This window comes from Rhodovulum sp. ES.010, from assembly GCF_900142935.1.
In the GTDB taxonomy this organism is placed as follows: domain Bacteria; phylum Pseudomonadota; class Alphaproteobacteria; order Rhodobacterales; family Rhodobacteraceae; genus Rhodovulum.
The window spans coordinates 2,992,887-3,018,259 of record NZ_FSRS01000001.1; the positions used below are offsets into that span (position 1 = coordinate 2,992,887).

The following is a 25,373-nucleotide window of genomic DNA, read 5'->3' on the forward strand; positions in this document are numbered from 1 at the left end:
GGTTCAGCGACTTATGTTTCGCGCAAGAGATCATGGAGTTGCACTCTTGGACGAGAAATCCCGCGGTCGACGGACCAAGGACAATATCCGGCTTTACGACCCTGCGGATTTCGCGGGCATGCACATGGCTGGCCGCGTGGCCGCGGAAATCCTCGACGAGGTCGCGCCGCTGGTCTTTCCCGGCCAGACCACCGGCGAAATCGACCGGGTGATTACCGAGTTGGTTGAGCAGAAGGGGTCGACCTCGGCCACGATCGGCTACAAGGGCTACCAGCACGCCAGCTGCATCTCGGTCAACCACGTGGTCTGCCACGGGATTCCGGGCGACAAGGTGCTGAAGGACGGCGATATCCTGAACATCGACGTCACCGTGATCGTCGACGGCTGGTTCGGCGACACCAGCCGGATGTATGTGGCCGGCAAGCTTAGCCGCAAGGCCGAGCGGCTGATCCAGGTCACCCATGACGCGCTGTTCAAGGGGATCGAGGCGGTCAGGCCCGGCAACACCTTCGGCGATATCGGGCATGCGATCCAGTCCTTCGTGGAAGGCCACCGGATGAGCGTGGTGCGCGATTTCTGCGGCCACGGGCTGGGCCGGGTGTTCCATGCGCCGCCGAACGTGCTGCATTACGGCCAGCCGGGCGCCGGGCCGGTTCTGGAGGAAGGCATGTTCTTCACCATCGAGCCGATGGTGAATCTCGGACGGCCCGAGACCAAGATCCTCGCCGACGACTGGACGGCGGTGACCCGCGACAAGTCGCTCTCGGCGCAGTTCGAGCATTCGGTGGGGGTGACGGCGGACGGCGCCGAGATCTTCACCCTGTCGCCCGCTGGGCTTTTCCACCCGACATATGCGTGACGGTGTCCGGCTGGCCTTCGCCGCGCGCGCACTAGGTTAGCCGACAAGCGCGAGCGGCAGGAGGAGAGCGCCACAGATGAGCCATGCCGAGGCTTCCCATCACCGTGTCGCCTGGCGGCTGACCCCGGCGCGCTGGGTCGTCGCGATCCTGTCGGTCCTCGCCATCGCGGTTTCGGTCTGGCAGCTCGAGGCCGAGCGCACGGGCGTTCTGATCGAACCGGTGCCGGGCACCGGAACCACGCCCGCCACCGTCTACCGGCTGCCCGATGCCGGGCCGGCGCCCGTGGTCATAGTCTCGCACGGCTTCGCGGGCTCACGCCCGCTGATGCAGGCCAGTTCGCTGACGCTGGCGCGGGCGGGCTACAACGCGGTGGCCTTCGATTACGAGGGGCACGGCAAGAACCCCGAACCGATGTCGGGCGATCTCGACAGTCCCGAGGGTACCGCGCTCCTCTTGATGGCCGAGACCGAGCGGGTCATCGACGCCGCGCTCGCCCAGCCCTGGGCCGACGGGCGGGTGGCGATCCTGGGCCATTCCATGGGCAGCTATATCGCGGTGCGCCAGGCGGTGGTCGACGAGAGGCTGGAGGCGACCGTCGCGGTGTCGATGTCGAACGATTCGATCACGGCCACCGAGCCGCCGAACCTCTTGATGATCCAGGGGGAGTGGGAGGGCCGGCTGATCCCCGACGCGCGCGATGCGTTGCACCTCGCCGACCCGGACGCCGCGTTCGGCGACACCGTCGGCGATCCGGCCGAAGGCAATGCGCGCCGCGCGGTGCTCGCCCCCAATGTCGAGCATGTGGGGATCATCTGGTCGCCCTTCATGCTGCGCGAGGCGCGCGCCTGGCTCGACGCAACCTTCGGGCGCGAAAGCGCCGGCGAGGTCGCGAAGATGGGCGGCTGGGTCGCGCTTTTGCTGACCGGGATCGTGGCGCTCGGCTGGCCGCTCGCCCGGCTGCGGGAAAGGACCCACGACCCGCGCCCCGAACCGCTCTCGCGCCGGCGCTTCCTGGTCGTGGCGCTGTTGCCGGCGCTGGTCGTGCCGCTGGCGCTCGCACCGGTCGACACGCATCTCCTGCCGGTGCTGGTCGCGGAATACCTGGCGATGCATTTCGCCGCTTACGGGTTGCTGTCGCTCGCGCTGCTGTGGTGGTGGGGCGAGGTCCGCTGGCCCGGCCGGGCCGAGGCGGGGCGCATCCTCGTGCTGGCCGGCCTCGTGGCGTTCTACGGCATCTGCGTTTTCGGGCTGGCGATGGACCGCTACGTCACCAGCTTCTACCCGATCCCGATCCGGCTCCTGATCATCTGCGCGATGGCGCTGGGCACCGTGCCCTTCATGCTGGCCGATTCGCTGATGGTCGAGGGCGGGCGCGCGCCGCTCTGGCGCAGCGTCACGGCGCGGGGCGCCTTCCTCGTGTCGTTGGGGGTCGCCACGGCGCTCGATTTCGAGCGGCTGTTCTTCCTTCTGGTGATCCTGCCGGTGGTGCTGCTGTTCTTCCTCTTGTTCGGGATGATGGGCGGCTGGGTCGGGCGCGCCTCCGCCCGGCCCGCCGGCGCGGGCATCGGGCTGGGGCTGTTCCTGGCCTGGGCGCTCGGCGTGACCTTCCCGATGTTCCAGGCGGTCTGAACCGCCTCAGGGCGTCAGCAGGCGGATCGCGGCAAGCCCCGCATCCGAGAGGTCCAGCAACCGCGCCAGGTAATGCTCGCGGGCGGCGAAGCCGCGCCTGCCCTCGCCGGTAAAGGCATCCTCCATCGCGTCGATCAGCCGGTTCAGCCGGCGCCGATGCAGGCCCAGCGCGGCCTGCACCGGGTCGGCGATCACGCCCGCGAAGGCCGCGACCAGTGCGCCCAGCGCGACGAGGCCCAGCGTCAGCCCGGCCGTCAGCCAGGGCGAGACCACCGCCGGAAACACCCCGTACCAGGCCGAGCCCAGCAGCCCGCCCAGCGGGAAGGCCGCAATCGCCGCCTGCTGGGCCAGCACGGCGGCAAGGCCCGGCGCGAAGGAGACCATGCCCGGCGTCAGCGACTGGAACGCGACGGCGCCCGCCCCGATGGTGCCCAGCGCGGTCGTCATCTCGGCCACCGCCGAGCGCGTCCCGCCGTAATCCGACAGCGCCCGCGCGCTGACCGCTCCGGCCTCGCGCCTTGTGGCGACTAGGCGCGCGAGGGTGGGATTGGCCAGGATCGCACGGGCCAGCGCATCGCGCTCGCTCGCCCGGCCCGGGCCGTCCCACGGCAATTCCAGCAGGTCCACCACGATCGCCCGCTCGGTCGCGCGTGCAACCGCGGTGGGCAGGAGGATGCGCCGCGACGCCAGCCACCGGGCGATGCGCGGCGCCCCCGCCCGGCCCGCGCCCCAGGCGGCAAGGCGCGACAGGATCAGCACCGGCGAGAGCATCACGTTGAGGGGCGCCTTGAGGATGTCCCAGCCCAGCGCGTGGCGGTGCAGCCGCAGCGTGCCGCGCAGGCCGAACCGCTCGCGCACGAATCCCGGCACGCGGGCGCGCCGCTCCGCGAAATAGGCGCGGGCGGCGGCAATCAGCGCGGCATCGGTGTCCGGAGAAAGCTCGGGCATGGCGATCAGATGGGTTGCCGGGCGATGCACGGCAAGCGGCTTCAGGCGGCGCGGCAGAGGATCGCCACCAGGCTATCGCCATAGCGCCGCGTATCCAGAAGCTCCACCCCCTCGGGCGGCACGATCTCGCCGCCTTCCTCCCAGACGATCAGCGCGCCCGGCGCGATCCAGCCGCCCGCCAGCGCCGAGGCCAGCGCGCGTTCGCCCAGCCCCTTGCCATAGGGCGGGTCGAGGAACACCAGATCGAAGGGCGCGCCGCGGCCCTCGCCCAGCCGCGTGGCGTCGCGGCGAAACAGCTTCGTCGCGCCCTCGGCCTTGCACCGGCTCACGTTCTCGCGGATCAGCGCCCGCGCCTTGCCCCCGTCCTCGACGAAGGTGACATGGGCCGCGCCCCGCGACAGCGCCTCCAGCCCCAGCGCGCCGGTCCCGGCGAACAGGTCCAGAACCCGCGCGTCGGTCACCGGGTCGCCATAGGGGCCGTTCAGGATCAGGTTGAACAGGCTTTCCCGCACCCGGTCGGTGGTGGGCCTCAGATGCGCGCCCGGGTCGCCCTTGCCGACCGAGGCCAGCGCCAGCCCGCGATGCTCTCCGGCGATGATCCTCACGCGGTCATCAGCGCCTTGAGCCCGGTCGCGGGATCGGCGACCAGCGCCGCCCCGGGCGAGCGCCCCGCCTCGATCAGGCGCTTGGCGGTCATGTAGGCGCGCGGGTCGTTCATCGCGTCGACGGCCAAGAGGGACTCGCCGCGATAATACCAGTGGCTGATGCTGCCCGCCTTGTCGCCCTCGCGGACGATGACCCTCTCATAGCCTGCGTTCAGCCCCGCGATCTGCAGCTTGACGTCGTACTGGTCCGACCAGAACCACGGCTTCGGGTCGTACGGTGCGTCCGCCCCCAGCATGTTCGCCGCCACCGCCTCGGCCTGGTCGATGGCGTTCTGCACGCTTTCCAGCCGGGTTCGAACCCCGCGCCACGGAAAGCTGGCGCAATCGCCGGCGGCCCAGATCGCGGGGTCGGAGGTGCGGCCGAACGTGTCCACGGCGATTCCGTTCTCGATCGCCAGCCCGGCGCTTTCGGCCAGTTCCGTCGCGGGCGTCACGCCGATCCCGACGATGGCAAGGTCAAGGTCGAGCCGCGTGCCATCGGTCAGCTCGGCCCCGGTGACATGGCCCCCCCCGGTCAGCCGCACCAGCCCCGTGCCCTCGCGCAGGTCGACCCCGTGGGCGCGGTGCAGCGCGCGGAACCAGGTTGAGGTTTCGGGCGCGGCGACGCGTTGAAGGATGCGGTCGGCGGCCTCGACCAGCGTGACCCGCATGCCCTTGGAGGCGGCCACGGCAGCGGCCTCCAGCCCGATATAGCCGCCACCGACGATCAGGGCGCGCGCGCCGGCAACGAAATCCGGCGCCATCGCGTCCACGTCGGCCAGTGTGCGCACCACGTGCACGCCGGCCAGTTCGCCGCCGACGGCGCCGGGCAGACGGCGCGGGACAGCGCCGGTTGTCAGCGCGAGCTGGTCGTAGGGAAGCGCCTGCCCGCCCGCGATTACCTTTCGGTCGGCCCGGTCGATGGCCACCGCCGTCTCCGACAAGTGCAACTCGATCCCGTTCTCGGCATAGAATTCGGGCGGTCGCAGGTAGAGCCGTTCCAGCGCCATGTCGCCGAGAAGGTATTTCTTCGACAGGGGCGGGCGCTGATAGGGGGGCGCGGCTTCCTCGCCGATCATCGTGACATGGCCTGCGAAGCCGAGCGTCCTCAGCTTGGCGGCGAGCGCCGCGCCCGCCTGACCGGCGCCGATGATGACGATGTGGGACATTCGGGACGATCCGCTCTGGCCTGATCCGGTGTGCAGACTACCTGAGCGCCGGAACCGTTTGCAATCCGCGAGGAGGGACAGAGATGACGATTTCGACCGGCGACCGGCTGCCCGAGGCGAGCTTCACCCGCATGGGCGCCGAAGGGCCCGAGCAGGTGACGCTGTCCGAGAAGCTCAAGGGCCGCAAGGTGGTGATTTTCGCGGTGCCGGGGGCGTTCACGCCGACCTGCCACTCGGCCCACGTGCCCAGCTTCTTGCGGGTGAAGGACGCGCTGGCCGAGCAGGGCGTGGACGAGATCATCTGCATCGCGGTGAACGACCCGTTCGTGATGCAGGCCTGGGGCGAGGCCACCGGGGCGAGCGACGCCGGAATCACCATGCTCGCCGATGCCGACAGCGCATTCACCAAGGCGATCGGCATGGATTTCGATGCCGCGCCTGTCGGTCTCATGGCGCGTTCGCGCCGCTACGCGATGCTGGTCGAGGATGGAGGCGTCACCGTGCTGAACGTCGAGGAAAGCCCCGGCGAATGCGGGGTATCGGCCGGCGAAGCCCTGCTTGAGGCCGTGAAGTCGGGGCATGCCGCCTGAGCAAGGCACCTGGCGCCCCGGGGCACGGTGCCGTGCCCCGGGGCCTCGCGATCAGGCGAGTGCGTCCATGCGCCGGGCGAGTTCCACGTCCTTCATCGTCAGCCCGCCCGCGTCGTGGGTCGACAGCGTAACCTCGACGGTCTTGTAGACGTTGAACCATTCGGGGTGGTGGTCCAGTTTCTCGGCCCAAAGCGCGGCCCGGGCCATGAAACCGAACGCCTCCACGAAATCGCCGAAGCTGTAGCGGCGTGAGATCGCATCCCGCCCCTCCACCATCTGCCAGCCTGCGTCCAGCAGTGGGGCCAGTTCGGTTTCGCGTTCGGCATCCGTCAGCTTATCACTCATGTCTCCTCCGTCACGGTTTTCCTGAAGGGGCCGTATTCGGTCATCACCTCGATCTCTTCCTCCACCGCACCACGCTCGGCGCGAAGATACTGCTCGATCGCCCCACGCAGCCCCGGATCGGCGATCCAGTGCAGCGAATGGGTCTGCACCGGCAGATAGCCCCGGGCCAGCTTGTGCGCGCCCTGGGCGCCCGCCTCGACGGTGTCGAGCCCGCGGGCGATGGCGAAGTCGATGGCCTGATAGTAGCAGAGTTCGAAATGCAGGCAGGCGTGGTCCTCGATGCAGCCCCAGTAGCGCCCGTAGAGGCGCGACCGGCCGATGAAGTTCAGTGCGCCCGCCACCGGCTGGCCGTCGCGCTCGGCCAGCACCAGAACCATGTCGTCGCGCAGCGTCTCCTGCGCCCGGTCGAAGAACGCGCGCGTCAGGTAGGGCGTGCCCCACTTGCGCATGCCGGTGTCCTGGTAGAACCGCCAGAAGGCGTCGCAGTGCTCAGGCCGGAGGCCGTCGCCGGTGTAGTGGCGGATGGATCCGCCGAAGTCCTGCGCCGTGGCGCGTTCCTTGCGGATGTTCTTGCGCTTGCGCGAGGACAGCGAGGCGAGGAACGCGTCGAAATCGGTATAGCCTTGGTTTTCCCAGTGAAACTGTTGGGTCACGCGGTGCAACAGCCCCATCGCGGCGCCCGCCTTCGCCTCGTCCGCGGTGCAGAACGTGACGTGGAGCGAGGACAGACCGTTCTCGGCGGCCAGTTGCACGGCCCCCTGTACGAGCGCAGCCTTGCCGACGGTTTCGGCACCCGGCCGGGTGAGAAACCGCCGTCCCGTCGCCGGGGTGAAGGGCACCGCGATCTGGAGCTTGGGATAATAGCGTCCGCCCGCCCGCTCATAGGCATGGGCCCAGTTGTGGTCGAAGATGTATTCGCCCTGGCTGTGCGACTTGGCATAGAGCGGTGCGACCGCGATGACCTCGCCCGCGCGGCGCGCCACGAGGTGGCGCGGCTGCCAGCCGGTGCCGGGGCCGACCGAGGCACTGTCTTCGAGCGCAGACAGGAACCGGTGCGTCGTGAACGGGTCCTCGGGGCGTCCGCTTTCGGCGGCCTCGGGGCAGGCGCAGGCATCCCACTCTGCCGCCGCGATCTGCGACAGCGCCGAAAGGACCTCGATTTCCACCTGCTCCGCGGACATGGGTTCCCCTGCCTTGCCAGGTCAGATGGGCCGACGCCCGCGCGGGTCAAGCGGTCTGCAGCGCGGCGTAGCGTTCGAAGGTCACGTTCGCGGCGACGCTGCGGGCGATGGCCTCTTCGCGCGGGCTCTTGACGGTCCAGCACAGGATCGCCGCCCCGGCCGCGCGCAGTTCGGCGACGCGGGGGCGGGCGAGGTCGGACCAGCGGTGCGAGATGAAGGACGCCCCCAGCCGCTCGTAATCGGGGATCGCGCGGAGTTGCTCGCGCACCGGCGCCGGCAGGCCGGGCCATTTGAGCGGCTCGAAGGCGCAGGTCGTCAGCCCACGCGGAATGGCGGGGGCCGCCTCGGCGAAAGCCGCGAGCGCATGGGGGTTGAACGACATGACCGCAACGTCGCCCCCGTAGCCCGAAAGCACGCCGGCCACCGCGCGCTCAAGCGGCCCGACATCCCGGCCCATCGCCCCGTCCTGGTCCTTTATCTCGATCAGCAGGGGCACGCGGCCCCCGACCGATTCGAGCACCTGCTCCAGCGTCGGTATGCCATGCTTCCCCCCGATCAGCGTCAGACGCCCGAGTTCGGTGGCGGGCCGCGCCGATACCGGACCGGTGGCCCCGGTCAGACGCTTCAAGTCGTAGTCGTGGAAGACCATTGGCACGCCGTCGGCCGACGGCTGGATATCGATCTCGATCGCGTAGCCGCGCTCGGCGGCCGCGCGCACGGCTTCCGGCGAGTTCTCGGGGCGCCCGGCCGCGCGGTCGTGATAGGCGCGGTGGGCGATCGGGCGCGCCAGCAGCGCCGGGGGAAGCGCTGTCATCGGATTTCGAAGATCCCCTCGATCTCGACCGCGACGCCGAAGGGCAGCGACGCGGCGCTGACCGCCGAGCGCGAATGCCGCCCGGCCTCGCCCAGCGCCTCGACCAGGAAATCCGAGGCGCCGTTGACGACCTTGGGCTGGTCGCCGAAATCGGGCGTCGAGTTGACGAAGCCGGTCAGCTTGACCACCCGCTGCAGCCGGTCGAGATCGCCGCCGCAGGCCGCCTTGACCTGCGCCAGAAGCCCGATCGCGCAGCTGCGCGCCGCCGCGGCCCCGGCCTCGACCTCCATGTCGGCGCCAAGCTTGCCGATGATGAAGGTGCCGTTCTCCATCGAGATCTGGCCCGAAACGAACACGAGGTCGCCCGAGACGACATAGGGCACGTAGTTCGCCGCCGGGGCGGGTGCCGCGGGCAGGGTGACGCCAAGTTCGGCCAGACGGGCCTCGTAGTTTCCGCTCATGGGGTCTCCGGGTCAGGATTTTCTCTGCGGGAGAGGCTACAGGGAGCCGCGACCGGACGGAACCGGAAATCCGGCCATCTCCCGCTCGGCTCTGCCCTTGTGATCCGGGCCGGGCCATGGTTCGGTAGATGGGGATGTTCTGCAAGCGGAGGCTGGCCTTGCACGCGTTTCGATGGAATTGCGGACCCCGGCGCGCGGCGGTGCTGACGCTGGTGGCCGTGGCGATGTTGTCGGCCTGCGGCCCGGCCAACATTCCTGCGGGAATCGAGGACCCTTACGAAGCGCAAAACCGCAAGGCGCATGCCGACAACGTCGCCTTCGACAGGACCGTGCTGCGGCCCGTGTCGATGGCTTATGGCCGCACGGTGCCGGGCCCGGTGCGCAGCGGCATCGGCAATGTTGCCGCGAACCTTTCGCTTCCGGAAGCGGTCATCAACAGCCTGCTTCAGCTTCGGCCAGGCGACGCGGTGCAGAACACCACGCGTTTCCTTATCAACTCGACGATCGGGATTGCCGGTCTGTTCGATCCGGCGACGGCCATGGGCGCGCCCGCGGTCGAAACCGACTTCGGCGAGACGCTCTATGTGTGGGGCGTGCCGGAGGGCAGCTACACCATCTTCCCGCTGATCGGCCCGTCCACCGGGCGCCACGCGGTCGGCAGGGTGGTCGATTTCGCCTTCGATCCTCTCGGCTTCCTGGCATTGTCGCAGGAGGGGCGCTACGTGGCCGCCTCGACGGGCGTTCTGTCGGGGGTGAATGTGCGCTACGAGCGCACGGAAACGATTGATTCAGTCCTTTACGATAGTGCGGACAGCTATGCGCAGACCCGCCAAATCTATCTCGAGAATCGCAGGTTCAAGCTTCGGCGCGGGGCGGCCCCCGAGTATTTCGATCCCTACGAGGACCCATATGACGACGTTCCCGCAGAATGACACGCGCCGTCGCGACGTGCTGGCCTCCGCTCTTGCCGTCGGGTGCGCGGCGCTGTTTCCCGGGCCGGCCGGCGCGCTAACCACGAACGAGGCCGCGCAACTGGTCGACCGGGTGGTGGGCGACATAAACCGGGTGATCAATTCCGGCCGCTCCGAGTCGCAGATGCTGGTGGAGTTCGAGCGGATTTTCGCCCGCTATGCCGACGTGCCCATCATCGCACGCTCCGCGCTCGGCCCGGCGGCGCGATCCGCGTCGCCTGCCCAGCTTCGGGCCTTCACCGACGCGTTCCAAGGCTATATCTCGCGCAAGTACGGGCGGCGTTTCCGCGAATTCATCGGGGGCAATCTCGAAGTGCGCGAGGCGCGGCCCTACAAGAGGTTCTACGAGGTCAAGACGACCGCCTACCTGCCGGGGCAGTCACCGTTCGAGGTGATCTTCCTCGTGTCGGACCGGTCGGGGCGGGACCTCTTCTTCAACATCTTCATCGAGGGTGTGAACATGCTCGCGACCGAGCGGACCGAGATCGGCGCGATGCTCGACCGGCGGCGGGGCAATATCGAGGCACTCACCCAGGACCTGCGCCGCGCGGGCTGATGCCGCGCCGGTCAGTTCCTGCCCGTGCCGAGGATCGCGCCCAGCACCTCCAGGATGCGGTCGCCCATCTCGCCGGCCCCATCCGCCGGCCGCCGCTCGTTGCGATAGCCGTCGTCCGAGGAATAGGTGCGGCCCGGGTAGCGACCGTCCGCCGCCAGGCCGGGGCGTTCGGGCACCAGCATCGGCAACTGGCGCGCCGGCAGCCCCTCGTGAACGCGCAGCATCGTTTCGCGCCAGATTTCGGCCGGCAGGCCGCCTCCGGTCACGCCAGTCAGTGGCGTGTTGTCGTCGTAGCCCATCCACACGCCCGCGACGTAGTCGGCGGTGAAGCCGATGAACCACGCGTCGCGCGCGGCCGAGGTCGTGCCGGTCTTGCCAGCCGCGGGCCAGCCCGGCAGTTGCGCGCGCTGCCCAGTCCCGGCCTCGACGACCCGGTGCATCATGTAGGTCAGGCTGCGGGCCGCACGCTCCGAGATCACGCGTTCGCCGATACCGCCCTCCTGGTCCATCAGGGGGTCGCGCTCGCCCTTGAGGCGCAACTCGACCAGGCCGTAGGGCGTGACGCTGGACCCGCCGTTCAAAATGCCCGCATAGGCGCCGGTCATTTCGATCAGTGTCGATTCCGAGGCGCCGAGCGCCAGCGCGGGGCCGAGCGCGAGGTCGCTTTCAACCCCGAAATCGGCCGCGATCTTGCGCACGTTCTCGCGCCCGACCGATTCCGACACCTTCACGGCCGGCACATTGTAGGAATGCTGCAGCGCCTCGGCCAGCGTCACCCGGCCGTGGAACTTGCGGTCGTAGTTGGCGGGCGAATAGGGTCCTGACCCCGGCACATCGATCGTGTAGGGCTCGTCCACCACGGTCGCGTTCGGCGTGTAGCCCAGGTCGAGCGCGGCGGCATAAACGAAGGGTTTGAAGGCCGATCCGGTCTGGCGCAGCGCCATGGTCGCGCGGTTGAAGCCCCCGATGGTCGTCTTGCGCCCGCCCACCATCGCGCGCACCGCGCCGTCGGCCGACATCACCACGATCGCCGCCTCGGCCTTGGAACCGGGCCTCACCTTGGTCTCGAACACCTCCTTCAGCGCCGTCTCGGCGGCCTCCTGCAACCGCGGGTCGAAGGTGGTGCGGATGATGACGTCCTCGGTGGTGTCGCGGGTCAGGAAATCGGGGCCGGCGCCCATCACCCAGTCGGCGAAATAGCCGCCCGACCGCGACTCCGCGGCCTCCGACAACTCCGCGGGATTGGCCTTGGCGATGGCGGCTTCCTTGGCCGTCAGGTAGCCTTGGTCCTGCATCAGGCCCAGGATCAGGTTTGCCCGGTCGCGCGAGCGTTCCAGGTTGTTCGTCGGCGCATAGGTCGTGGGCGCCTTGAGAAGCCCCGCCAGCATCGCCGCCTCCGAGGCGCTGACCTCGTTCGCGGACTTGCCGAAATAGCGCTGGGCGGCGGCCTCGAACCCGCGCGCACCGGCCCCCAGATAGGCGCGGTTTAGGTAGATCGTCAGGATCTCGTCTTTCGCGTACTTCGCCTCCATCGCCAAGGCGTAGAGCGCCTCCTTGGCCTTGCGGCCCAGCGTGGTCCGCCGGCAATCGGCCTCGTAGGCGGCCTCGCTCTCCCATTTCGCGGGGTCGTAGGTCACGCCGAGGCACAGCAACTTTGCGGTCTGCTGCGTGATTGTGGACCCGCCATGGCCCGATAGCGGGCCGCGCCCTTCGGACAGGTTGATCCGGATCGCGCCGGCGATGCCGCGCGGGCTGATCCCGAAATGGCGGTAGAAGCGGCGGTCCTCGGTGGCGATAACCGCGTGTTTTAACTCCGGCGCGACGGTGTCGGCGGTGATCTGTCCACCGAACTGTTCGCCGCGCCAGGCAAAGACCTCGCCGCCGCGGTCCAGCAGCGTGACTGAGCCGCGGTTGCGCCCGTCCAGCAGCGCCGTCATCTCGGGCAACTGCACATAGAAATAGAGGACGGCCAGCGCCAGCGCCACGGCGCCCATGAGGGCGATGCGCGAAAACAGACGCCAGACCAGCCGGGCGAGCCAGCGAAAGAGCCCCGTGACCGCGGCGACCACCGGGTTGCCGCGTCGCCGCGTCTTGCGCGCGCGCGTCGTCTTGCGCCGCGCCGGCGCCGCTTTCCTTGCCGGGCGCTTCTTCTTCGGATTGCGCCGCTCCGCCACCAGTGGCTTTTTTTTCCGGCCGTTGCTGCCCATGACGGTTCCCGTGACCTGCCTGCCCGTTGCCGCACCATACAGCGCCACCCGGCGAATGTGGAGTTCCGCCGGGTCACATTATCGGCTTCGCAGTAATGCCTAATAATTAAGCAAACAAGTTAATCTGTGCAAAGATTGTGCAAAAACGCCGGATGCCGAGCCCTCGCAACCGCAGGATTCCTTGTCAGCTTTCCGCCTCCGGCCCCTTCTTGCCCGGGTACTCCCGCAGGACCGCCTGCCAAAACCGGAAGGGTCATGACGTGAAACTGATCATTGCTGCAATCAAGCCGTTCAAGCTGGAGGAGGTGAGGGAAGCACTCACGGCCATCGGCGTGCGCGGCATGATGGTGACCGAGATCAAGGGCTTCGGCTCGCAATCCGGCCACACCGAGATCTACCGCGGCGCCGAATATGCCGTGAACTTCGTTCCCAAGGTCAAGCTCGAAATCGTCGTGTCGTCCGCGATGGCCGACCAAGTCGTCGACACCATCGCGAAGACCGCGAAGACCGACAAGATCGGCGACGGCAAGATTTTCGTCCTCGATGTGAACCAGGCGGTGCGCGTGCGCACCGGCGAAACCAACGAAGACGCGATCTGAGCGCCCCCTGACGATCCTGAAGCAAAAGGACCAGTACAGATGAAATCGATGAAACTTCTCACCCTCGCCGCGGGCTTGGCTGCCCTGCCCGCGCTGGGCTTCGCCCAGGAAGCCGAGGTGCCCGCCGCCGTGCCGACCGACGTGGTCTGGATCCTCAACACCTTCCTGTTTCTCGTGGCGGGCTTCCTGGTGTTCTTCATGGCCACCGGCTTCGCCATGCTCGAAGCGGGCCTCGTGCGCTCCAAGAATGTCACGATGCAGCTGACCAAGAACGTCGGCCTGTTTTCTCTGGCCACGATCTTCTACTGGCTCATCGGCTACAACCTGATGTACCCGCTGGGCGACTGGGCCATCGAGGGTGTGTTCTCGGGGCTGTTCCCGACCTGGGGCGTGCTTGAGCCCGTGGGCGCCGGCGCCGATGCCGTCGACGATTACGGCTATGCCTCCACCGGGTCTGACTTCTTCTTCCAGCTGATGTTCTGCGCGGCAACCGCCTCGATCGTGTCGGGTACCCTGGCAGAGCGGATCAAGCTCTGGCCGTTTCTGGTGTTCACCATCATCCTGACCTCGATCATCTACCCGCTGCAGGCCTCCTGGAAGTGGGGCGGCGGTTTCCTGGACTCTATGGGCTTCCTCGACTTCGCCGGTTCGACCGTCGTGCACTCGGTCGGTGGCTGGGCGGCGCTGGCCGGTGCCATCATCCTGGGGGCGCGTAAAGGCAAGTATGGCAAGGACGGGTCGATCCATCCGATGCCGGGCTCCAACCTGGCCCTCGCGACGCTGGGTATGTTCATCCTGTGGCTGGGCTGGTTCGGCTTCAATGGCGGTTCGCAGCTGGCGCTTGGCTCGATCGGCGATGCCGCGGACGTGTCGCGAATCTTCGCCAACACCAACGCCGCGGCCGCGGCCGGCGGTGTGGCGGCGCTGATCCTGACCCAGGTGGTCTACGGCAAGGTCGACCTCACCATGGTGCTGAACGGCTGTCTGGCGGGCCTGGTGTCGATCACCGCCGAACCGCTGACGCCCTCGCTGTTCATGGCGACGGTGATCGGGGCCATCGGCGGCGTGATCGTGGTCTTCACCGTGCCGCTCCTCGACAAACTGAAGATCGACGACGTGGTCGGCGCCATCCCGGTGCACCTGTTCGCGGGTATCTGGGGCACCATTGCGGTCGTCCTGACCAACCCCGATGCCAGCTTCATCACCCAGATCATCTCGATCGCGATCGTCGGCGCCTTCGTCTTCGTCGCCTCGTCGGTGGTCTGGCTGATCCTCAAGGCGACCATGGGCATCCGCGTGTCCGAGGAGGAAGAGGTCAACGGCCTCGACGTCACGGAACTGGGGATGGAAGCCTATCCGGAATTCGTGAAGGGCTGAGCCCGCGCACATGGCAAGATGACGGAAGGCCCGGGGTTTGCCCGGGCCTTTCGCGTTTCGCGGATTACAGGCCGATGTCGAGCAGGGCCTCGGAGACCCGCGGGATCAGCGCCTCGGTCAGCCCCGCCAGGTTCATCCGCCCGTCGCCGACCACATAGACCCCATGACGCTCGCGCAGCGTGCTCACCTGCTCCGGCGTCGCGCCAAGCAACGAGAACATGCCGCGCTGCTCCGCGAGATGGCAGAACCGATCCGAGCCGCTCTTCGCGCGCAGGCTGTCGGCAAGGTCGCGCCGTAGCCGCTGCACGCGGTCGCGCATCGCGTCGAGTTCGTGCTGCCAGTCGCGGCGCAGGGCCGCGTCGGTCAGGATGTCGGTGACGACCCGCGCCCCGTGATCGGGCGGAAAGGCATAGGTCTGGCGGTTGAGGTTCGAAAGGTTGCCGCGCACGGTCGCCGCCGTCTCCGTCAACGCGAGGATCGCGCCCGCCCGCTCACGATACAGGCCGAAGGTCTTGGACCCGCTGACCGCCACCAGCATTTCGGGCAGGGTTCTGGCCAGAAGGCGCAGGCCGGCCGCATCCGCCTCCACCCCGTTGCCGAAGCCAAGGTAGGCGAGATCGACCAGGGGCAACGCCCCGGTGCGGTTCAGCACCTCCGCGACCGCGGCCCAATCGCCTGTCGCAAGGTCTGCGCCGGTCGGGTTATGGCAGCAGGCATGCAGGATCACCACGTCGCCGGGGCCAGTGCGTTCGAGGTCGGCCAGCATCCCCGGCGCATCGACGCCCCGCGACTGCGCATCGTAATAGCGGTAATCGGCCTGTTCGAGCCCCAGGAACCCCGCGATGGCGGCATGGTTCGGCCAGCTAGGATCTGGGATGAAGACGCGGGCATCCGGGCGCGCCAGCCGCACGAGGTCAAGCGCCAGGCGCACCGCCCCGGTGCCGCCGGGCGTGGCCACGGCCGCCACTCGATCCGGTGGCACGGCCTCGCCCAGGGTCAGGTCGCCGATCGCGTGGAGGAAGGCCGGATCGCCCTCGATCCCCACATATCCCTTGCTGTCTTGCAAGCGCCACAGGCGCTCCTCGGCCGCCTTGACGGCGCGCATGACGGGGGTGCGGCCCTCGGCGTCGCGGTAGACGCCCACCCCGAGGTCGATCTTGTCGGGGCGCGGATCGGCGCGGAAGGCCTGCATCAGGCCGATGATCTTGTCGGGCGCCTGCGGCGAAAGGCGCGAGAGCATCAGGCGGGTCCGGTCGCGACCGGCAGGTCGTCATACATGCCCCATTCGGTCCAGGACCCGTCATAGACAGCATGGTTGCGATGCCCCATCACCTCGAGGGCGAGGTTCAGGATCGCGGCCGTGACCCCGGTGCCGCAGGAGGTGATTGCGGGCTTTTTCAGGTTCACGCCGGCCGCCTCGAAAACCGCGCGCAGGTCGTCAGGCGACTTCATCGTGCCGTCGGCGTTCAACAGCGCCTCGAAATGCACGTTACGCGAGCCGGGGATGTGACCGGAGCGCAGGCCGGGCCGCGGCTCGGGGTCGGTGCCCGCGAAGCGGCCGGGGCTGCGCGCGTCGATGATGGCGTAGTCCGATAGCTTGGAGGCCGCCGCGACCTGGGTGACGTCCTTCACCAGATGCGCCTGGCGCTGGACGGTCATGTGCCGGTCGCGCACAACGGGCGGCAGGTCCTCGACTGCGCGCCCCTCGGCCTGCCATTTCGGAAAGCCGCCGTCCAGCACCGCGACGTCGGATTTGCCCATCAGCCGGAAAGTCCACCACACCCGCGGCGCCGAGTAGGCCCCGGCCCCGTCGTAGATCACCACATGGTGGCCGTCGCCGATGCCCATCGCGCGCATGCGGCTGATGAACTTCTCGACCGGCGGCGCCATGTGCGGCAGGTCCGACCGCAGGTCGGCGATCTCGTCGATGTCGAAGAAGCGCGCGCCGGGAATGTGCGCGGTCTGGTATTCGGCCCTGGGATCGCGCCCGGCATCCGGCAGGTACCACGACGCATCGATCACCCGCAGGTCGGGATCCTGCAGGTGTTGCGCCAGCCAGTCCGTGGACACAAGCGTTGTCGGATCGTCGTAGGCCATGGCCCCCTCCGCCTCGGGCAGTTCGTTTTCCCTTAGAGCGCGGACCCGCGCGAGGCAAGGCGCTCAGCCTTGCTCCTTGAGCAGGCGTTGCTTCTGGCGCTGCCAGTCGCGCTTGGCCTGGGTCGCGCGCTTGTCCTGGGTCTTCTTGCCCTTGGCGATCCCGATCTTCAGCTTGGCCAGGCCCTTATGGTTGAAGTAGAGCACCAGGGGGACCAGCGTGTAGCCCTTGCGCTGGGTGTCGGACCAGAGCCGGGCGAGTTCGCGCCGCGACACCAGCAGCTTGCGCCGGCGCCGTTCGTCATGGGCGAAGGTCTTGGCCTGCTCGTAGGGCGGGATATAGCCGTTGACGAGCCACAATTCGCCCCCCTCGACGCTGGCGTAGCTCTCGGCGATGTTGGCACCGTTCTCGCGGAGCGATTTCACCTCCGAGCCCTCGAGCACGAGTCCGCATTCGACATCGTCCTCGATGGCGTAGTCGAAGCGCGCGCGCCGGTTCTCGGCGATCACCTTGTAGTTCGGGTTCGTCTGCAACTTGGCCATGGTGGGCGCGATATAGGCGAATCCGTCGCCCGGGGGAAGCGGTGCGGGCCGATCCGTCGGGGGTGAGTCGCGCCCGAAGACGCGGTTTCGGGGCGGTTTGACCAGTGCGAAGTCGCGAAAATCCGCGCGAAACAGTGTGTTCCCGTATCGAGAACGCCAAAAGATGGCATGATCGCGGCCGCCCGTCGTTTCGCGTTGGGAAACAGACTTGGCCGCCGCGGCCGCTTGGACCTGATCCTTTAGACAGGTTTCGTCACGGCACTGTTGCGATGGCATGGACGAGGTCGTGGCGCCGCTTGCCGGTGCTGCGCCGCGCCGTCACCAACGCTCCGCAAAGTACCAAGACTCGACCTGACTGATGTCCGATTCCGAACCACAATGCCGCTCACGGGCCGGGGCGACCCGGTCCGGTGTTGGGCCCTTCGGGGCCGGTAAGAGGTGGTGTGGTTGCTTGGGGTGCACGGGCCAACAGGGTTTTCGGCTCCGTGCGCCCCAACGCTGTTCCGGGGCGGCCCGTCGGTCGCGGCGACGCGGTCCACGGCCCCTTCGCGAGGACGTGACATGTCGGGAGAGAGTGGCTTGAGGGATGCGACGGGCCAAGGCCGCTTGTGCGATGGATCGGCGTCTCGCGCCGCCTCGGCCGGGCGCGATTGGCCGCTGCCGGGCTTCGGCCCGATGACGCGTATCTCGACCCAGATGGGTGCGTTTCCGGCCCAGACGTTGCGCGTCGGCGACCGCGTGCGCACGCGGCGCGGACCCTACTTGCGAATCGTCTGGCTCGACCGGCTCACCCTCGACGAGGCGTTCCTGACCGCGCACCCCGAAGCGTTGCCGATTCTCATACGGCCCGGCGCCTTCGGTGCAGGTCTGCCCGCGCGGAACGTGGTCGTCTCGCCGGGCCAGCGGCTTCATCCGCAGACACCGGGCCTCGGCAGCCGGTCGGAACCCGCCGCTCGCCTGACCTCAATCCCCCGCATCCTGCGCAAGCCCGAGACCATCTTCACCTACACGCTGTTCCATTGCGAGGACCTCGTGGACGTGCATGTCGAGGGGCTTTGGGTGCCGTTGCCGCCGCGGGCGCCCCGGCATTGATCGCGGCATTGCGCGGCCTATCTCTCCCACGTCGATCCCTCGCCGAACGCGGAGAGGGGGCGGCGGTTGTCAGAGAGCAAGGGAGGACTTTGCGATGATTCGTTTCCGTCTTGCCGCCGCGGCGCTGGGAGTCGCGCTGGCCGTACCCGCGATGGCCCAGGAGCGGAGCGCCGCGCCCGACGGCGCCAGTGCCTATGTCATCAGCCCGGAGGATGGTAGCACCGTGTCGAGTCCCGTGACGATCCGTTTCGGGCTGGAGGGCATGGGCGTGGCGCCCGCCGGAACCGAGGCCGAGGCGACCGGCCACCACCACCTGATCATCGACATTCCGCAGGAGGGGTACGATTTCTCGACCGCCGTGCCAGCCGACGACAACCACATCCATTTCGGGGGCGGTCAGACGGAAACGACGCTGGACTTGCCTGCGGGAACCCATACGCTCTGGCTGCTGCTCGGCGATGCGATGCACGTGCCGCACGATCCGCCGGTGATGTCCGCGCCGGTGACGATCACGGTGGAGTAACCGGCGCCCGCGCTCCCCTGCCGGAATGTCGCCCGGCTTCGGTTTCGCCGCGGCTGCGCCGCGCCGACCCGCCGGGGGGCTCTGCGCCCGTCGCCATTGTCGCTCGGACCAATGGCGCTCCAATGGCGACCCCCGGGATATTTGACGCCAGAAGAAGGACGACGGGGACTCAGGGCGCGGGGGGCAGGTCGATGGTCTCGATCCACGGTTTCATATCGACCATGGGCGTGCCGTCGAAGCAGTCGATCGCGTCAATTCCGACCGTGCCGCGGTCCGCGTCGAGCGCCGTGATGCGGACCGTGGCCTGCGCGATCGCGTTGGGCCGGTTCGGCGAGCGCAGCGCGAAGGTGCCGCGCGGGCCGTCGAGATGCCGGGGCGCCTGGCGCAAAAGGTCGCGCCGCGCCCGGTCCATCCAATAGAGTAGGATGAGCGGCTGGCCGATCCCGAGCCCCAGTAGGGCCGGCCCGTAGCCGGAGGCGAGCTCGATCCGGGCGCCCCGGCCCGATGCGCGCGCGGCGCGCATGTTCTTGGGGCAGTCATCCGGGCCCCAGGGCGAGCGGATATGGCCGATGAAACGCAGGCGCGGACCGTCGGGCGGCGCCTGATCGTCAAGTGCGACCTCGCCGGGGCGCCGCGGCTTGGCCATGATCAGTTTAGCAGGCCCGCGTGACGCATCGCGGCGTCGATCTTCGCCGCCGTGCCCTCGGTCACGCCTGTGAGGGGCGCGCGCACCTCGTCGCTGCACCGACCGAGGCGGGCGAGCGCGTATTTGGCGCCCGCGACGCCGGGCTCGAGGAAGATCGCCACATGGAGCGGCATCAGGCGGTCCTGCAGGTCCAGCGCCCTGGAATAGTCGCCTGCCAGCGTCGCCTCCTGGAATTCGGCGCAGAGCCGGGGGGCCACGTTCGCGGTGACCGAGATGCAGCCGCGGCCGCCATGGGCGTTGAAGCCCAGCGCTGTCGCATCCTCGCCGGAGAGCTGGAGAAAGTCGGGCCCGCAGGTGATCCGTTGCTTGGGCACCCGGGCAAGATCGCCGGTCGCGTCCTTCACGCCGATGATGCGGGGCAGCCTGGCCAGTTCGCCCATCGTGTCGGGCATCATGTCGACGGCCGATCGGCCGGGGATGTTGTAGATGATGATCGGCAGCTTGCAGCAGTCGTGCAGCGCGGTGAAATGCGCGATCATCCCGGCCTGGGTGGGCTTGTTGTAATAGGGCGTGACCACCAGCGCGGCATTGGCGCCGACCTTCTCCGCGTGCTGAAGGAAGCGCATCGCTTCCTGGGTGTTGTTCGAGCCCGCTCCCGCGATTACCGGCGCCCGGCCGTCCACGGCCCTCACCACCTCCTCGATGACGGTCTCGTGCTCGGCATGGCTGAGGGTGGGGCTTTCGCCGGTGGTGCCGACGGGGACGAATCCGTGGCTGCCCTCGTCGAGATGCCACTCGACCAGGCGTTTGAGCGCGTCGATATCCAGTGCACCGTGCTTGAACGGCGTCACCAGCGCGGGCAGGGACCCTTGAATCATGACACGCTCCTTTCATCTATGGCTGACCGAGGCCGTGGCCGACGACTCGCGCCCGCCGCAGCGCGCCGGACCCTATAGCGCCAGAAGGGCGTTGCCAAGTTTGTGTATTGCCTGTGCCCCGTGCGCCATGACAGCCTGAGAGCCGTTTTCCCGTGACCGTGCCGCCCGACCTTTCCATGCGCCTGAAAGCCCTCTGCCTCGCGCTCGCGCTCGCCGCACCCGCCGATGCCGAGCAGGCGGTTCTGGCGACGGTGATGGACGCGGTGCGCGCCGACCGCTGGGAAAAGGCCTGGGACCTCGCCGACCGCACGGCGCCCGTGGCGCGCGACATCGTCACCTGGCGCTGGCTGCGTGCCGGGCAGGGCGACTTCGAGGACTATCGCGCGTTCCTTGCACGCAACCCCGATTGGCCCGGGCTCGACCGGCTGCGGGCCGAGGGCGAGGGCAAGATTCCAGGCGGCGGCGCCTCCGACGCGGTGATCGGCTATTTCGGCGGCAAGCCGCCCCATACCGGGACCGGTGCCCTGCGGTTGGTGCAGGCACATGCCGCGCGCGACGAGGTGGGCGATGCGCAGGCGATGGCGGTGCTCGCCTGGCGTACCCTGGTGCTGTCGGAAAACGCGCGGGTCGCGTTCCTCGCCCGTTTCCGCGATCAGCTTGCGCCCCATCACGAGGCCCGCATCGACGCGATGCTGTGGGACGGGCATTTCGTTTCGGCCCGCCGGATGCTGCCCTTGGTTCCGGAGGGGTGGGAGGCCCTGGTGGCCGCGCGCGAGGCCCTGCGCAAGCAGGCGCCGGGCGTCGACGCGCTGATCGACACGGTTCCCGAGGCGCTCAAGGACGATCCGGGGCTGGCCTACGAACGCTTTCTTTGGCGCGCGCGGAAGGGCCGTAACGAGGATGCCATCGCGCTTCTGGACGCGCGCAGCGGCTCGGCGGACTCGCTGGGGCGCCCGGAGGCCTGGGCGGGCTGGCGGCGCGTTTTCGCCCGAACGGTCCTGAGCGAGTTCGACCCGGGCCTGGCCTATCGCCTGGCATCGCGCCACCATCTCGCGACGGGATCGGACTACGCCGATCTCGAATGGCTTTCGGGTTTCATCGCGTTGCGCTTCCTAGACGACCCCGAAACGGCGCTCGCGCATTTCGTGAATTTCGAGGCGTCGGTGCGGACGCCGATCAGCCTGGGCCGCGCGGGCTATTGGCAGGGCCGGGCGCTGGAGGCGCTTGGCCGCACGCAGGAGGCGCGCGCCGCCTACGTGAAGGGGGGCGCGCATCAGACGAGTTTCTACGGGCTGCTCGCGGCCGAGCGGGCGGGACTGACGATGGACCCGGCCCTGACCGGGCGCGAGGCGCTCCCCGACTGGCGGGATGCGCCCTGGGCCGAGGGGTCCGTGGTGCAGGCGGCCCGCCTGTTCCACGAGGCGGGCGAACGCAACCTGATGGAATGGTTCCTCACCCATCTGGCCGAGACTGCCGGCCCCGAGGGCCAGCGCCAGATCGCCGGGCTGGCGCTGGAGCTTGACGAGCCCCATGTCGCGGTTCGCATCGCCAAGGTCGCGGCGCGGGACGGCAACGTGATCATGCCGGCCTATTTCCCGGTGACGGAGCTTGCGGCGGGGGATCATCCGGTTCCGACCGAACTTGTCCTGGCGATCGCCCGGCGCGAAAGCGAGTTCGACCCTGCCGTGGGCAGCGGCGCGGGCGCGCGCGGGCTGATGCAGCTTATGCCGGGCACGGCGCAGGCGATGGCCCGCAAGCTCGGCGTCGAGCATTCCGATGCCGCCCTGCTGACCGATCCCGACTACAACGCGGAATTGGGGGCGGCCTACCTGGCGCAACTCATCGCCGAATTCGGCGCGAACCCGGTTCTGGTTTCCGTTGGGTACAATGCCGGGCCCGGCCGGGCCCGGCGCTGGTCGCGGGTGATGGGCGATCCGCGCGCGGCGGATGTCGATGTGGTGGACTGGATCGAGATGATCCCGTTTCGCGAAACCCGGAACTACGTGATGCGGGTAGCCGAGTCGCTGCCGGTTTACCGCGCGCGGCTGACAGGCGACACCGCGCCGCTGCGGCTGTCGGAAGAGCTGAAGGCCCGTTAGGCGCGACGCCGTTCGCGCCACAGCGTGAAGAGGCCTGCCGCCACGACGAGGGCCGCGCCGAGGACCACGTTCGGCCGCAGTGACTCGCCGAAGACCGTCAGTCCGAGCGCCGAGGCGAAGGCAAGTTGCAGGTAGGCGAATGGCTGCACCGCGCTCGCCTCGGCGACTTCGTAGGCCTTGATCAGCAGGAAATGTCCGGTGGCCCCGGTCACGCACAAGAGCGCCATCCAGCCCCAGTCGCCGGGCGCCATCGGCTCCCACACCCAAAGCCCGACGGCGGTCATCGCGACGGCGCCTACGGTGCCCGTCCAGAAAAAGCTGGTCGCGGCGCTGTCGGCGCGGGCGACGTAGCGGGTGAGCAGCCCGTAAAGCGCGAACATCAGCGCCGCGGCGAAGGGGATCAGCGCGGCCGGATCGAACACCGCGACGCCGGGCTGCAGGATGATGAGCACCCCAAGGAAGCCCACGCCGATCGCAACCCAGCGCCGCCAGCCGACCCGTTCGCCCAGAACCGGGCCCGACAGCGCCGCGATGAGCAGCGGATAGCAGGTGAAGACCGCGTGACTCTCGACAAGCCCGAGCGCCACGAAGCCGGCCACCATCACGCAGATCTCGGCCGCCAGCAGAAGGCCACGGAACGCCTGGACCAGCGGCTGGCGCGTTGCGGCGGCGGCGCGGATGCCCCCGGCTTTCCGGGTGGCGACGGCGATCACGAAGGCGGCGAAGAACCAGTAGCGGATCATCACCACCATCAGCACGTTGTATTCCCCCGCCAGATGCCGCGAGAGCCCGTCCTGCACGGCGAACACCATGGTCGTGGCCACCATCAGCAGAATGCCGAGGCGCGTGTTCTGTTCCGTCATCCGGGCCGCCTTGCCGCGGTCATGTGCCGCTTCCCGCCATAGCCGGCGCGGCGTTCGACCGCGAAGCCGGCGGCGGCGAGGGCGCGGCGGACATGGCCTGCGGCCGTGTAGGTCGCCGCGGTGCCGCCGGGCGCGGTGTGCGCGCCGACCTCGGCCAGCAGGTCGGGGGCCCACAACTCGGGGTTCTTCGCCGGTGAGAACCCGTCGAGAAACCAGGCATCGGCCTGCCCCGGCCAGCCCGGCAGGCACTGGCGGGCGTCGCCCAGGATGATCTCGGCTTCCAGGTCGTCGGCGCGGATCGTCCGCGCGCCGTCCTGCCATGCGCGCAGCAGTGGGCCGGCTACGGCTTCCGCCTCGGGGAAGGCGGTTAGCGCGCGTGCGATCTGGTCCGCGCTCATCGGGAATGCCTCGAAGCTGGTGAACCTCAGCGGTCCGGCCACGCCCGCCGCGCGCCAGGCCACAAGCGCGGCCAGCATGTTGAGCCCCGTGCCAAAGCCGAGTTCGGCGATGTGGAAACCGGGCCGGAAGCGTTCGGGCAAGTCGTTGCCGGCCAGGAAGACGTGCCGCGACTCCGCCAGCCCGCCCCGCAGCGAGAAATACGGGTCGTCGAATAGCGTCGAAACCGGCACGCCGCCCCCCGCCCAGGTGAGCTCCGTCCGCTGGCCTTGTTCCATCACATGCCCTAGACCGCCGATGACTGGAGCCGCGAGCATGGGTGAGGGCGAGAGGAATGGCAACCGACGTGACGGTGATGGGCGCGGGCGTGTTCGGGCTGGCCTGCGCCTATGCCTGCGCCGCGCGCGGTGCGCGCGTGCGTGTCGTGGAGTGGTCGCATCCGGCGGCCGGCGCCAGCGGAACCCCGGTCGGTGCGCTCGCCCCGCATGTGCCCGAGGGCTGGAATGACAAGAAGGGATTTCAGTTCGAAAGCCTGCTGATGTCGGACGCGTTCTGGGCCGAGGTCGAGGCGGCAAGCGGTCGGCCCACGGGCTACGCACGCCTAGGCCGGTTCCAGCCGATCGCGGATGAGCCCGCGCGCGCCCGGGCCGAGGCGCGCGCGGAGGCCGCGGCGACGCTGTGGCGCGGTGCGGCGCGCTGGGAGGTGGTGCCGGCGGACCGGGCGGGCACGCTTGCCCCCGTCTCGCCCACGGGCCTGCTGATCCGCGATACGCTGTCGGCCCGGATCGCCCCCCGCGCGGCCTGCGCGGCGCTTGCCGGCGCGGTCGAGGCGCTCGGCGGCGAGGTGTCGTGCGGCGCCGAGGGGCCCGTCGAGGGAAAGGTGATCTGGGCCACGGGCTATCCCGGCCTCGCGCAGCTTTCGGCGGAGTTGGGCCGGCAGGTCGGCAGCGGGGTCAAGGGGCAGGCGGCGATCCTTGCGCATGCCGCGCTGGATGCGCCGCAGGTGCATGGCCACGGCCTGCTTATCGTCCCGCACCATGACGGGACGGTGGCCGTCGGCTCGACGACCGAGCGCGAGTTCGACGATCCCTATTCCACGGATGCTCGCCTGGACGACGTGATCGCCCGCGCCCGCGCGCTGTGCCCGGCGCTTGAGGGCGCGGAGGTGATGGAGCGCTGGGCCGGCGTGCGCCCGCGGGCGCGGAGCATCGCGCCGATGCTGGGGCCGTGGCCCGGGCGGTCGGGGCACTACGTGGCCAATGGCGGGTTCAAGATCGGGATCGGTCTGGCGCCCAAGGTGGGCGCGGTGATGGCCGACCTCGTGCTGGAGGACCGGGAAGAGGGCATCCCGGCGGGGTTTCGGGTCGAGGCGCACCTCTGAGTCTCAGCGCCTGTCGAGATAGCTCCGGTAGAGCCAGATCAGCAGCATCGCGCCCAGGATGGCCCCGACGAGCCCGGCTGCGATACCCGTCAGCGCCAGCAGCGCTCGCAACACGAAGCCGCCGATGAGCGCCCCGAGAATGCCGATCGCAAGCGTCACCGGAAGGCTCGCCTCGACGCGCATCAGCCGCGTTGCGATGAAGCCCGCGGCGGCGCCGATGATGACCAGAGCCAGGAACTGCATGGGCCGACTATGGGCCGGACGGCGGGATTCGCCTAGGGCCGCTTTGGCGCCGAGGCCTATTCCCGCGTAAAGACGTCGGTGGAGACCATGCCCTTCGCGGCGGACTTGAGCGCCTTGCGCTCCTGCTCCCCGCTCGGAAGCGCGAGGAGCACGAGGGTCACACCCACCAGCCCGGAAAAGCCCAGGAGTTCATATTTCGTCGATTTCATCTGCTCTGCCTCTTTTTTGGAAGCATGGCATCGATCGTCGCATACATCAACGAGG

28 protein-coding genes are annotated in these 25,373 nt (G+C 69.0%); 11 read left to right on the forward strand and 17 right to left on the reverse strand.

Translation table 11 applies throughout. The features are described from left to right. The first annotated feature begins 46 nt into the window (after positions 1-46). On the forward strand, positions 47-859 hold the full coding sequence (gene map, locus BUR28_RS14720; protein WP_371441599.1) for a type I methionyl aminopeptidase: 813 nt from the start codon (positions 47-49) through the stop codon (positions 857-859). 76 nt (positions 860-935) lie between these two features. Next, positions 936-2,489 carry an alpha/beta hydrolase family protein gene (locus BUR28_RS14725; RefSeq protein WP_074220808.1) on the forward strand — a complete coding sequence of 518 codons (1,554 nt, stop codon included), beginning with the start codon at positions 936-938 and terminating at the stop codon, positions 2,487-2,489. A 6-nt stretch (positions 2,490-2,495) separates the two neighbouring features. On the opposite strand, the gene BUR28_RS14730 is transcribed toward BUR28_RS14725, so the two are convergent. From BUR28_RS14730 to BUR28_RS14740, 3 genes are read right to left on the reverse strand one after another with little or no spacing between them, the layout of a single operon-like run. Further along, entirely contained in the window at positions 2,496-3,437 is a 942-nt protein-coding gene (locus BUR28_RS14730) for a DUF6635 family protein (protein ID WP_074221678.1), read from the reverse strand. Positions 3,438-3,478: 41 nt separating this feature from the next. After that, positions 3,479-4,042: a 16S rRNA (guanine(966)-N(2))-methyltransferase RsmD gene (gene rsmD, locus BUR28_RS14735; protein ID WP_074220809.1), complete on the reverse strand. Its 564-nt coding sequence runs from the start codon at positions 4,040-4,042 to the stop codon at positions 3,479-3,481. Then, positions 4,039-5,250, reverse strand: coding sequence for an NAD(P)/FAD-dependent oxidoreductase (locus BUR28_RS14740; protein WP_074220810.1), 1,212 nt, complete (start codon positions 5,248-5,250; stop codon positions 4,039-4,041). Before BUR28_RS14740 ends, rsmD begins: the two co-directional genes overlap by 4 nt. An 83-nt stretch (positions 5,251-5,333) precedes the next feature. Between BUR28_RS14740 and BUR28_RS14745 the strand changes: the two genes are divergently transcribed. After that, entirely contained in the window at positions 5,334-5,840 is a 507-nt protein-coding gene (locus tag BUR28_RS14745; protein WP_074220811.1) for a peroxiredoxin, read from the forward strand. 51 nt (positions 5,841-5,891) lie between these two features. On the opposite strand, the gene BUR28_RS14750 is transcribed toward BUR28_RS14745, so the two are convergent. The 4 genes from BUR28_RS14750 to BUR28_RS14765 are packed head-to-tail and all read right to left on the reverse strand — an operon-like array spanning position 5,892 to position 8,641. Beyond that, positions 5,892-6,185, reverse strand: a complete 294-nt coding sequence (locus tag BUR28_RS14750; protein WP_074220812.1) for a 4a-hydroxytetrahydrobiopterin dehydratase — start codon at positions 6,183-6,185, stop codon at positions 5,892-5,894. Then, the gene (locus BUR28_RS14755) at positions 6,182-7,366 is read right to left on the reverse strand and encodes a GNAT family N-acetyltransferase (protein WP_074220813.1); all 1,185 of its coding nucleotides are present in this window, start codon (positions 7,364-7,366) and stop codon (positions 6,182-6,184) included. Before BUR28_RS14755 ends, BUR28_RS14750 begins: the two co-directional genes overlap by 4 nt. A gap of 46 nt (positions 7,367-7,412) precedes the next feature. Further along, the gene (locus tag BUR28_RS14760; protein WP_074220814.1) at positions 7,413-8,180 is read right to left on the reverse strand and encodes a glycerophosphodiester phosphodiesterase family protein; all 768 of its coding nucleotides are present in this window, start codon (positions 8,178-8,180) and stop codon (positions 7,413-7,415) included. Continuing rightward, the gene (locus tag BUR28_RS14765; protein WP_074220815.1) at positions 8,177-8,641 is read right to left on the reverse strand and encodes a RidA family protein; all 465 of its coding nucleotides are present in this window, start codon (positions 8,639-8,641) and stop codon (positions 8,177-8,179) included. The genes BUR28_RS14760 and BUR28_RS14765 overlap by 4 nt, the downstream gene beginning before the upstream one ends. Before the next feature lie 200 nt (positions 8,642-8,841). Between BUR28_RS14765 and BUR28_RS14770 the strand changes: the two genes are divergently transcribed. Beyond that, a complete protein-coding gene (locus tag BUR28_RS14770) occupies positions 8,842-9,573 on the forward strand; it encodes an MlaA family lipoprotein (RefSeq protein WP_254813755.1) in 732 nt (243 codons plus the stop codon). After that, complete coding sequence (locus BUR28_RS14775) at positions 9,551-10,168, forward strand: MlaC/ttg2D family ABC transporter substrate-binding protein (RefSeq protein WP_074220817.1); 618 nt, start codon at positions 9,551-9,553, stop codon at positions 10,166-10,168. Before BUR28_RS14770 ends, BUR28_RS14775 begins: the two co-directional genes overlap by 23 nt. Before the next feature lie 11 nt (positions 10,169-10,179). On the opposite strand, the gene BUR28_RS14780 is transcribed toward BUR28_RS14775, so the two are convergent. After that, positions 10,180-12,375 carry a transglycosylase domain-containing protein gene (locus tag BUR28_RS14780; protein ID WP_074220818.1) on the reverse strand — a complete coding sequence of 732 codons (2,196 nt, stop codon included), beginning with the start codon at positions 12,373-12,375 and terminating at the stop codon, positions 10,180-10,182. A gap of 260 nt (positions 12,376-12,635) precedes the next feature. On the opposite strand from BUR28_RS14780, the gene BUR28_RS14785 reads away from it, so the two are divergent. Further along, positions 12,636-12,974, forward strand: a complete 339-nt coding sequence (locus BUR28_RS14785) for a P-II family nitrogen regulator (protein WP_074220819.1) — start codon at positions 12,636-12,638, stop codon at positions 12,972-12,974. A gap of 39 nt (positions 12,975-13,013) precedes the next feature. Beyond that, positions 13,014-14,351 carry an ammonium transporter gene (locus tag BUR28_RS14790; protein ID WP_074220820.1) on the forward strand — a complete coding sequence of 446 codons (1,338 nt, stop codon included), beginning with the start codon at positions 13,014-13,016 and terminating at the stop codon, positions 14,349-14,351. A gap of 64 nt (positions 14,352-14,415) precedes the next feature. On the opposite strand, the gene BUR28_RS14795 is transcribed toward BUR28_RS14790, so the two are convergent. The 3 genes from BUR28_RS14795 to smpB all read right to left on the reverse strand — a co-directional run bounded on the left by BUR28_RS14795 (position 14,416) and on the right by smpB (position 16,988). Continuing rightward, positions 14,416-15,591, reverse strand: a complete 1,176-nt coding sequence (locus BUR28_RS14795) for an amino acid aminotransferase (protein ID WP_074220821.1) — start codon at positions 15,589-15,591, stop codon at positions 14,416-14,418. Continuing rightward, the gene (sseA, locus tag BUR28_RS14800) at positions 15,591-16,448 is read right to left on the reverse strand and encodes a 3-mercaptopyruvate sulfurtransferase (RefSeq protein WP_074220822.1); all 858 of its coding nucleotides are present in this window, start codon (positions 16,446-16,448) and stop codon (positions 15,591-15,593) included. The genes BUR28_RS14795 and sseA overlap by 1 nt, the downstream gene beginning before the upstream one ends. 63 nt (positions 16,449-16,511) lie before the next feature. Continuing rightward, positions 16,512-16,988: an SsrA-binding protein SmpB gene (smpB, locus tag BUR28_RS14805; RefSeq protein WP_074220823.1), complete on the reverse strand. Its 477-nt coding sequence runs from the start codon at positions 16,986-16,988 to the stop codon at positions 16,512-16,514. Between the two features lie 675 nt (positions 16,989-17,663). Between smpB and BUR28_RS14810 the strand changes: the two genes are divergently transcribed. Both BUR28_RS14810 and BUR28_RS14815 read left to right on the forward strand, forming a co-directional pair. Next, on the forward strand, positions 17,664-18,080 hold the full coding sequence (locus BUR28_RS14810) for a Hint domain-containing protein (RefSeq protein WP_175566955.1): 417 nt from the start codon (positions 17,664-17,666) through the stop codon (positions 18,078-18,080). Positions 18,081-18,174: 94 nt separating this feature from the next. Beyond that, entirely contained in the window at positions 18,175-18,603 is a 429-nt protein-coding gene (locus BUR28_RS14815; RefSeq protein WP_074220825.1) for a DUF4399 domain-containing protein, read from the forward strand. A 169-nt stretch (positions 18,604-18,772) separates the two neighbouring features. On the opposite strand, the gene BUR28_RS14820 is transcribed toward BUR28_RS14815, so the two are convergent. Beyond that, entirely contained in the window at positions 18,773-19,249 is a 477-nt protein-coding gene (locus BUR28_RS14820; protein WP_074220826.1) for a TrmO family methyltransferase domain-containing protein, read from the reverse strand. 2 nt (positions 19,250-19,251) lie between these two features. Next, positions 19,252-20,127 (reverse strand): 4-hydroxy-tetrahydrodipicolinate synthase, encoded by an 876-nt coding sequence (gene dapA, locus BUR28_RS14825; RefSeq protein ID WP_074220827.1) that lies wholly within the window; start codon positions 20,125-20,127, stop codon positions 19,252-19,254. A gap of 176 nt (positions 20,128-20,303) precedes the next feature. Between dapA and BUR28_RS20750 the strand changes: the two genes are divergently transcribed. After that, entirely contained in the window at positions 20,304-22,226 is a 1,923-nt protein-coding gene (locus BUR28_RS20750) for a lytic transglycosylase domain-containing protein (RefSeq protein WP_074221679.1), read from the forward strand. Here the strand turns inward: BUR28_RS20750 and BUR28_RS14835 are convergent. Both BUR28_RS14835 and mnmD read right to left on the reverse strand, forming a co-directional pair. Beyond that, positions 22,223-23,089, reverse strand: a complete 867-nt coding sequence (locus BUR28_RS14835; RefSeq protein ID WP_074220828.1) for a DMT family transporter — start codon at positions 23,087-23,089, stop codon at positions 22,223-22,225. The two genes, BUR28_RS20750 and BUR28_RS14835, sit on opposite strands and share 4 nt — an antisense overlap. After that, entirely contained in the window at positions 23,086-23,763 is a 678-nt protein-coding gene (gene mnmD, locus BUR28_RS14840) for a tRNA (5-methylaminomethyl-2-thiouridine)(34)-methyltransferase MnmC2 (RefSeq protein ID WP_074220829.1), read from the reverse strand. Before mnmD ends, BUR28_RS14835 begins: the two co-directional genes overlap by 4 nt. Positions 23,764-23,819: 56 nt before the next feature. On the opposite strand from mnmD, the gene BUR28_RS14845 reads away from it, so the two are divergent. Next, the gene (locus BUR28_RS14845; RefSeq protein WP_074220830.1) at positions 23,820-24,866 is read left to right on the forward strand and encodes an NAD(P)/FAD-dependent oxidoreductase; all 1,047 of its coding nucleotides are present in this window, start codon (positions 23,820-23,822) and stop codon (positions 24,864-24,866) included. A gap of 3 nt (positions 24,867-24,869) precedes the next feature. Here BUR28_RS14845 and BUR28_RS14850 read toward each other — a convergent pair whose 3' ends face one another. Further along, the gene (locus BUR28_RS14850) at positions 24,870-25,109 is read right to left on the reverse strand and encodes a GlsB/YeaQ/YmgE family stress response membrane protein (protein WP_074220831.1); all 240 of its coding nucleotides are present in this window, start codon (positions 25,107-25,109) and stop codon (positions 24,870-24,872) included. Positions 25,110-25,165: 56 nt separating this feature from the next. Continuing rightward, a complete protein-coding gene (locus tag BUR28_RS20170) occupies positions 25,166-25,318 on the reverse strand; it encodes a hypothetical protein (protein ID WP_175566956.1) in 153 nt (50 codons plus the stop codon). Between the last annotated feature and the right edge of the window lie 55 nt (positions 25,319-25,373).

Excerpts from the sequence above, each read along its gene's own strand:
- BUR28_RS14795 (WP_074220821.1), bottom strand. The coding sequence starts at position 15,591 with ATGCTCTCGCGCCTTTCGCCGCAGGCGCCCGACAAGATCATCGGCCTG.
- mnmD (WP_074220829.1), bottom strand. The coding sequence starts at position 23,763 with ATGGAACAAGGCCAGCGGACGGAGCTCACCTGGGCGGGGGGCGGCGTG.
- BUR28_RS14810 (WP_175566955.1), top strand. The coding sequence starts at position 17,664 with ATGACGCGTATCTCGACCCAGATGGGTGCGTTTCCGGCCCAGACGTTG.
- BUR28_RS14815 (WP_074220825.1), top strand. The coding sequence starts at position 18,175 with ATGATTCGTTTCCGTCTTGCCGCCGCGGCGCTGGGAGTCGCGCTGGCC.
- BUR28_RS14725 (WP_074220808.1), top strand. The coding sequence starts at position 936 with ATGAGCCATGCCGAGGCTTCCCATCACCGTGTCGCCTGGCGGCTGACC.
- BUR28_RS14845 (WP_074220830.1), top strand. The coding sequence starts at position 23,820 with ATGGCAACCGACGTGACGGTGATGGGCGCGGGCGTGTTCGGGCTGGCC.
- BUR28_RS14740 (WP_074220810.1), bottom strand. The coding sequence starts at position 5,250 with ATGTCCCACATCGTCATCATCGGCGCCGGTCAGGCGGGCGCGGCGCTC.
- BUR28_RS14750 (WP_074220812.1), bottom strand. The coding sequence starts at position 6,185 with ATGAGTGATAAGCTGACGGATGCCGAACGCGAAACCGAACTGGCCCCA.
- BUR28_RS14835 (WP_074220828.1), bottom strand. The coding sequence starts at position 23,089 with ATGACGGAACAGAACACGCGCCTCGGCATTCTGCTGATGGTGGCCACG.
- sseA (WP_074220822.1), bottom strand. The coding sequence starts at position 16,448 with ATGGCCTACGACGATCCGACAACGCTTGTGTCCACGGACTGGCTGGCG.
- BUR28_RS14820 (WP_074220826.1), bottom strand. The coding sequence starts at position 19,249 with ATGGCCAAGCCGCGGCGCCCCGGCGAGGTCGCACTTGACGATCAGGCG.
- BUR28_RS14755 (WP_074220813.1), bottom strand. The coding sequence starts at position 7,366 with ATGTCCGCGGAGCAGGTGGAAATCGAGGTCCTTTCGGCGCTGTCGCAG.
- BUR28_RS14790 (WP_074220820.1), top strand. The coding sequence starts at position 13,014 with ATGAAATCGATGAAACTTCTCACCCTCGCCGCGGGCTTGGCTGCCCTG.
- BUR28_RS14775 (WP_074220817.1), top strand. The coding sequence starts at position 9,551 with ATGACGACGTTCCCGCAGAATGACACGCGCCGTCGCGACGTGCTGGCC.
- BUR28_RS14850 (WP_074220831.1), bottom strand. The coding sequence starts at position 25,109 with ATGCAGTTCCTGGCTCTGGTCATCATCGGCGCCGCCGCGGGCTTCATC.
- BUR28_RS14765 (WP_074220815.1), bottom strand. The coding sequence starts at position 8,641 with ATGAGCGGAAACTACGAGGCCCGTCTGGCCGAACTTGGCGTCACCCTG.
- BUR28_RS14760 (WP_074220814.1), bottom strand. The coding sequence starts at position 8,180 with ATGACAGCGCTTCCCCCGGCGCTGCTGGCGCGCCCGATCGCCCACCGC.
- BUR28_RS14730 (WP_074221678.1), bottom strand. The coding sequence starts at position 3,437 with ATGCCCGAGCTTTCTCCGGACACCGATGCCGCGCTGATTGCCGCCGCC.
- BUR28_RS14745 (WP_074220811.1), top strand. The coding sequence starts at position 5,334 with ATGACGATTTCGACCGGCGACCGGCTGCCCGAGGCGAGCTTCACCCGC.
- BUR28_RS20750 (WP_074221679.1), top strand. The coding sequence starts at position 20,304 with ATGCGCCTGAAAGCCCTCTGCCTCGCGCTCGCGCTCGCCGCACCCGCC.
- smpB (WP_074220823.1), bottom strand. The coding sequence starts at position 16,988 with ATGGCCAAGTTGCAGACGAACCCGAACTACAAGGTGATCGCCGAGAAC.
- dapA (WP_074220827.1), bottom strand. The coding sequence starts at position 20,127 with ATGATTCAAGGGTCCCTGCCCGCGCTGGTGACGCCGTTCAAGCACGGT.
- BUR28_RS14780 (WP_074220818.1), bottom strand. The coding sequence starts at position 12,375 with ATGGGCAGCAACGGCCGGAAAAAAAAGCCACTGGTGGCGGAGCGGCGC.
- BUR28_RS20170 (WP_175566956.1), bottom strand. The coding sequence starts at position 25,318 with ATGAAATCGACGAAATATGAACTCCTGGGCTTTTCCGGGCTGGTGGGT.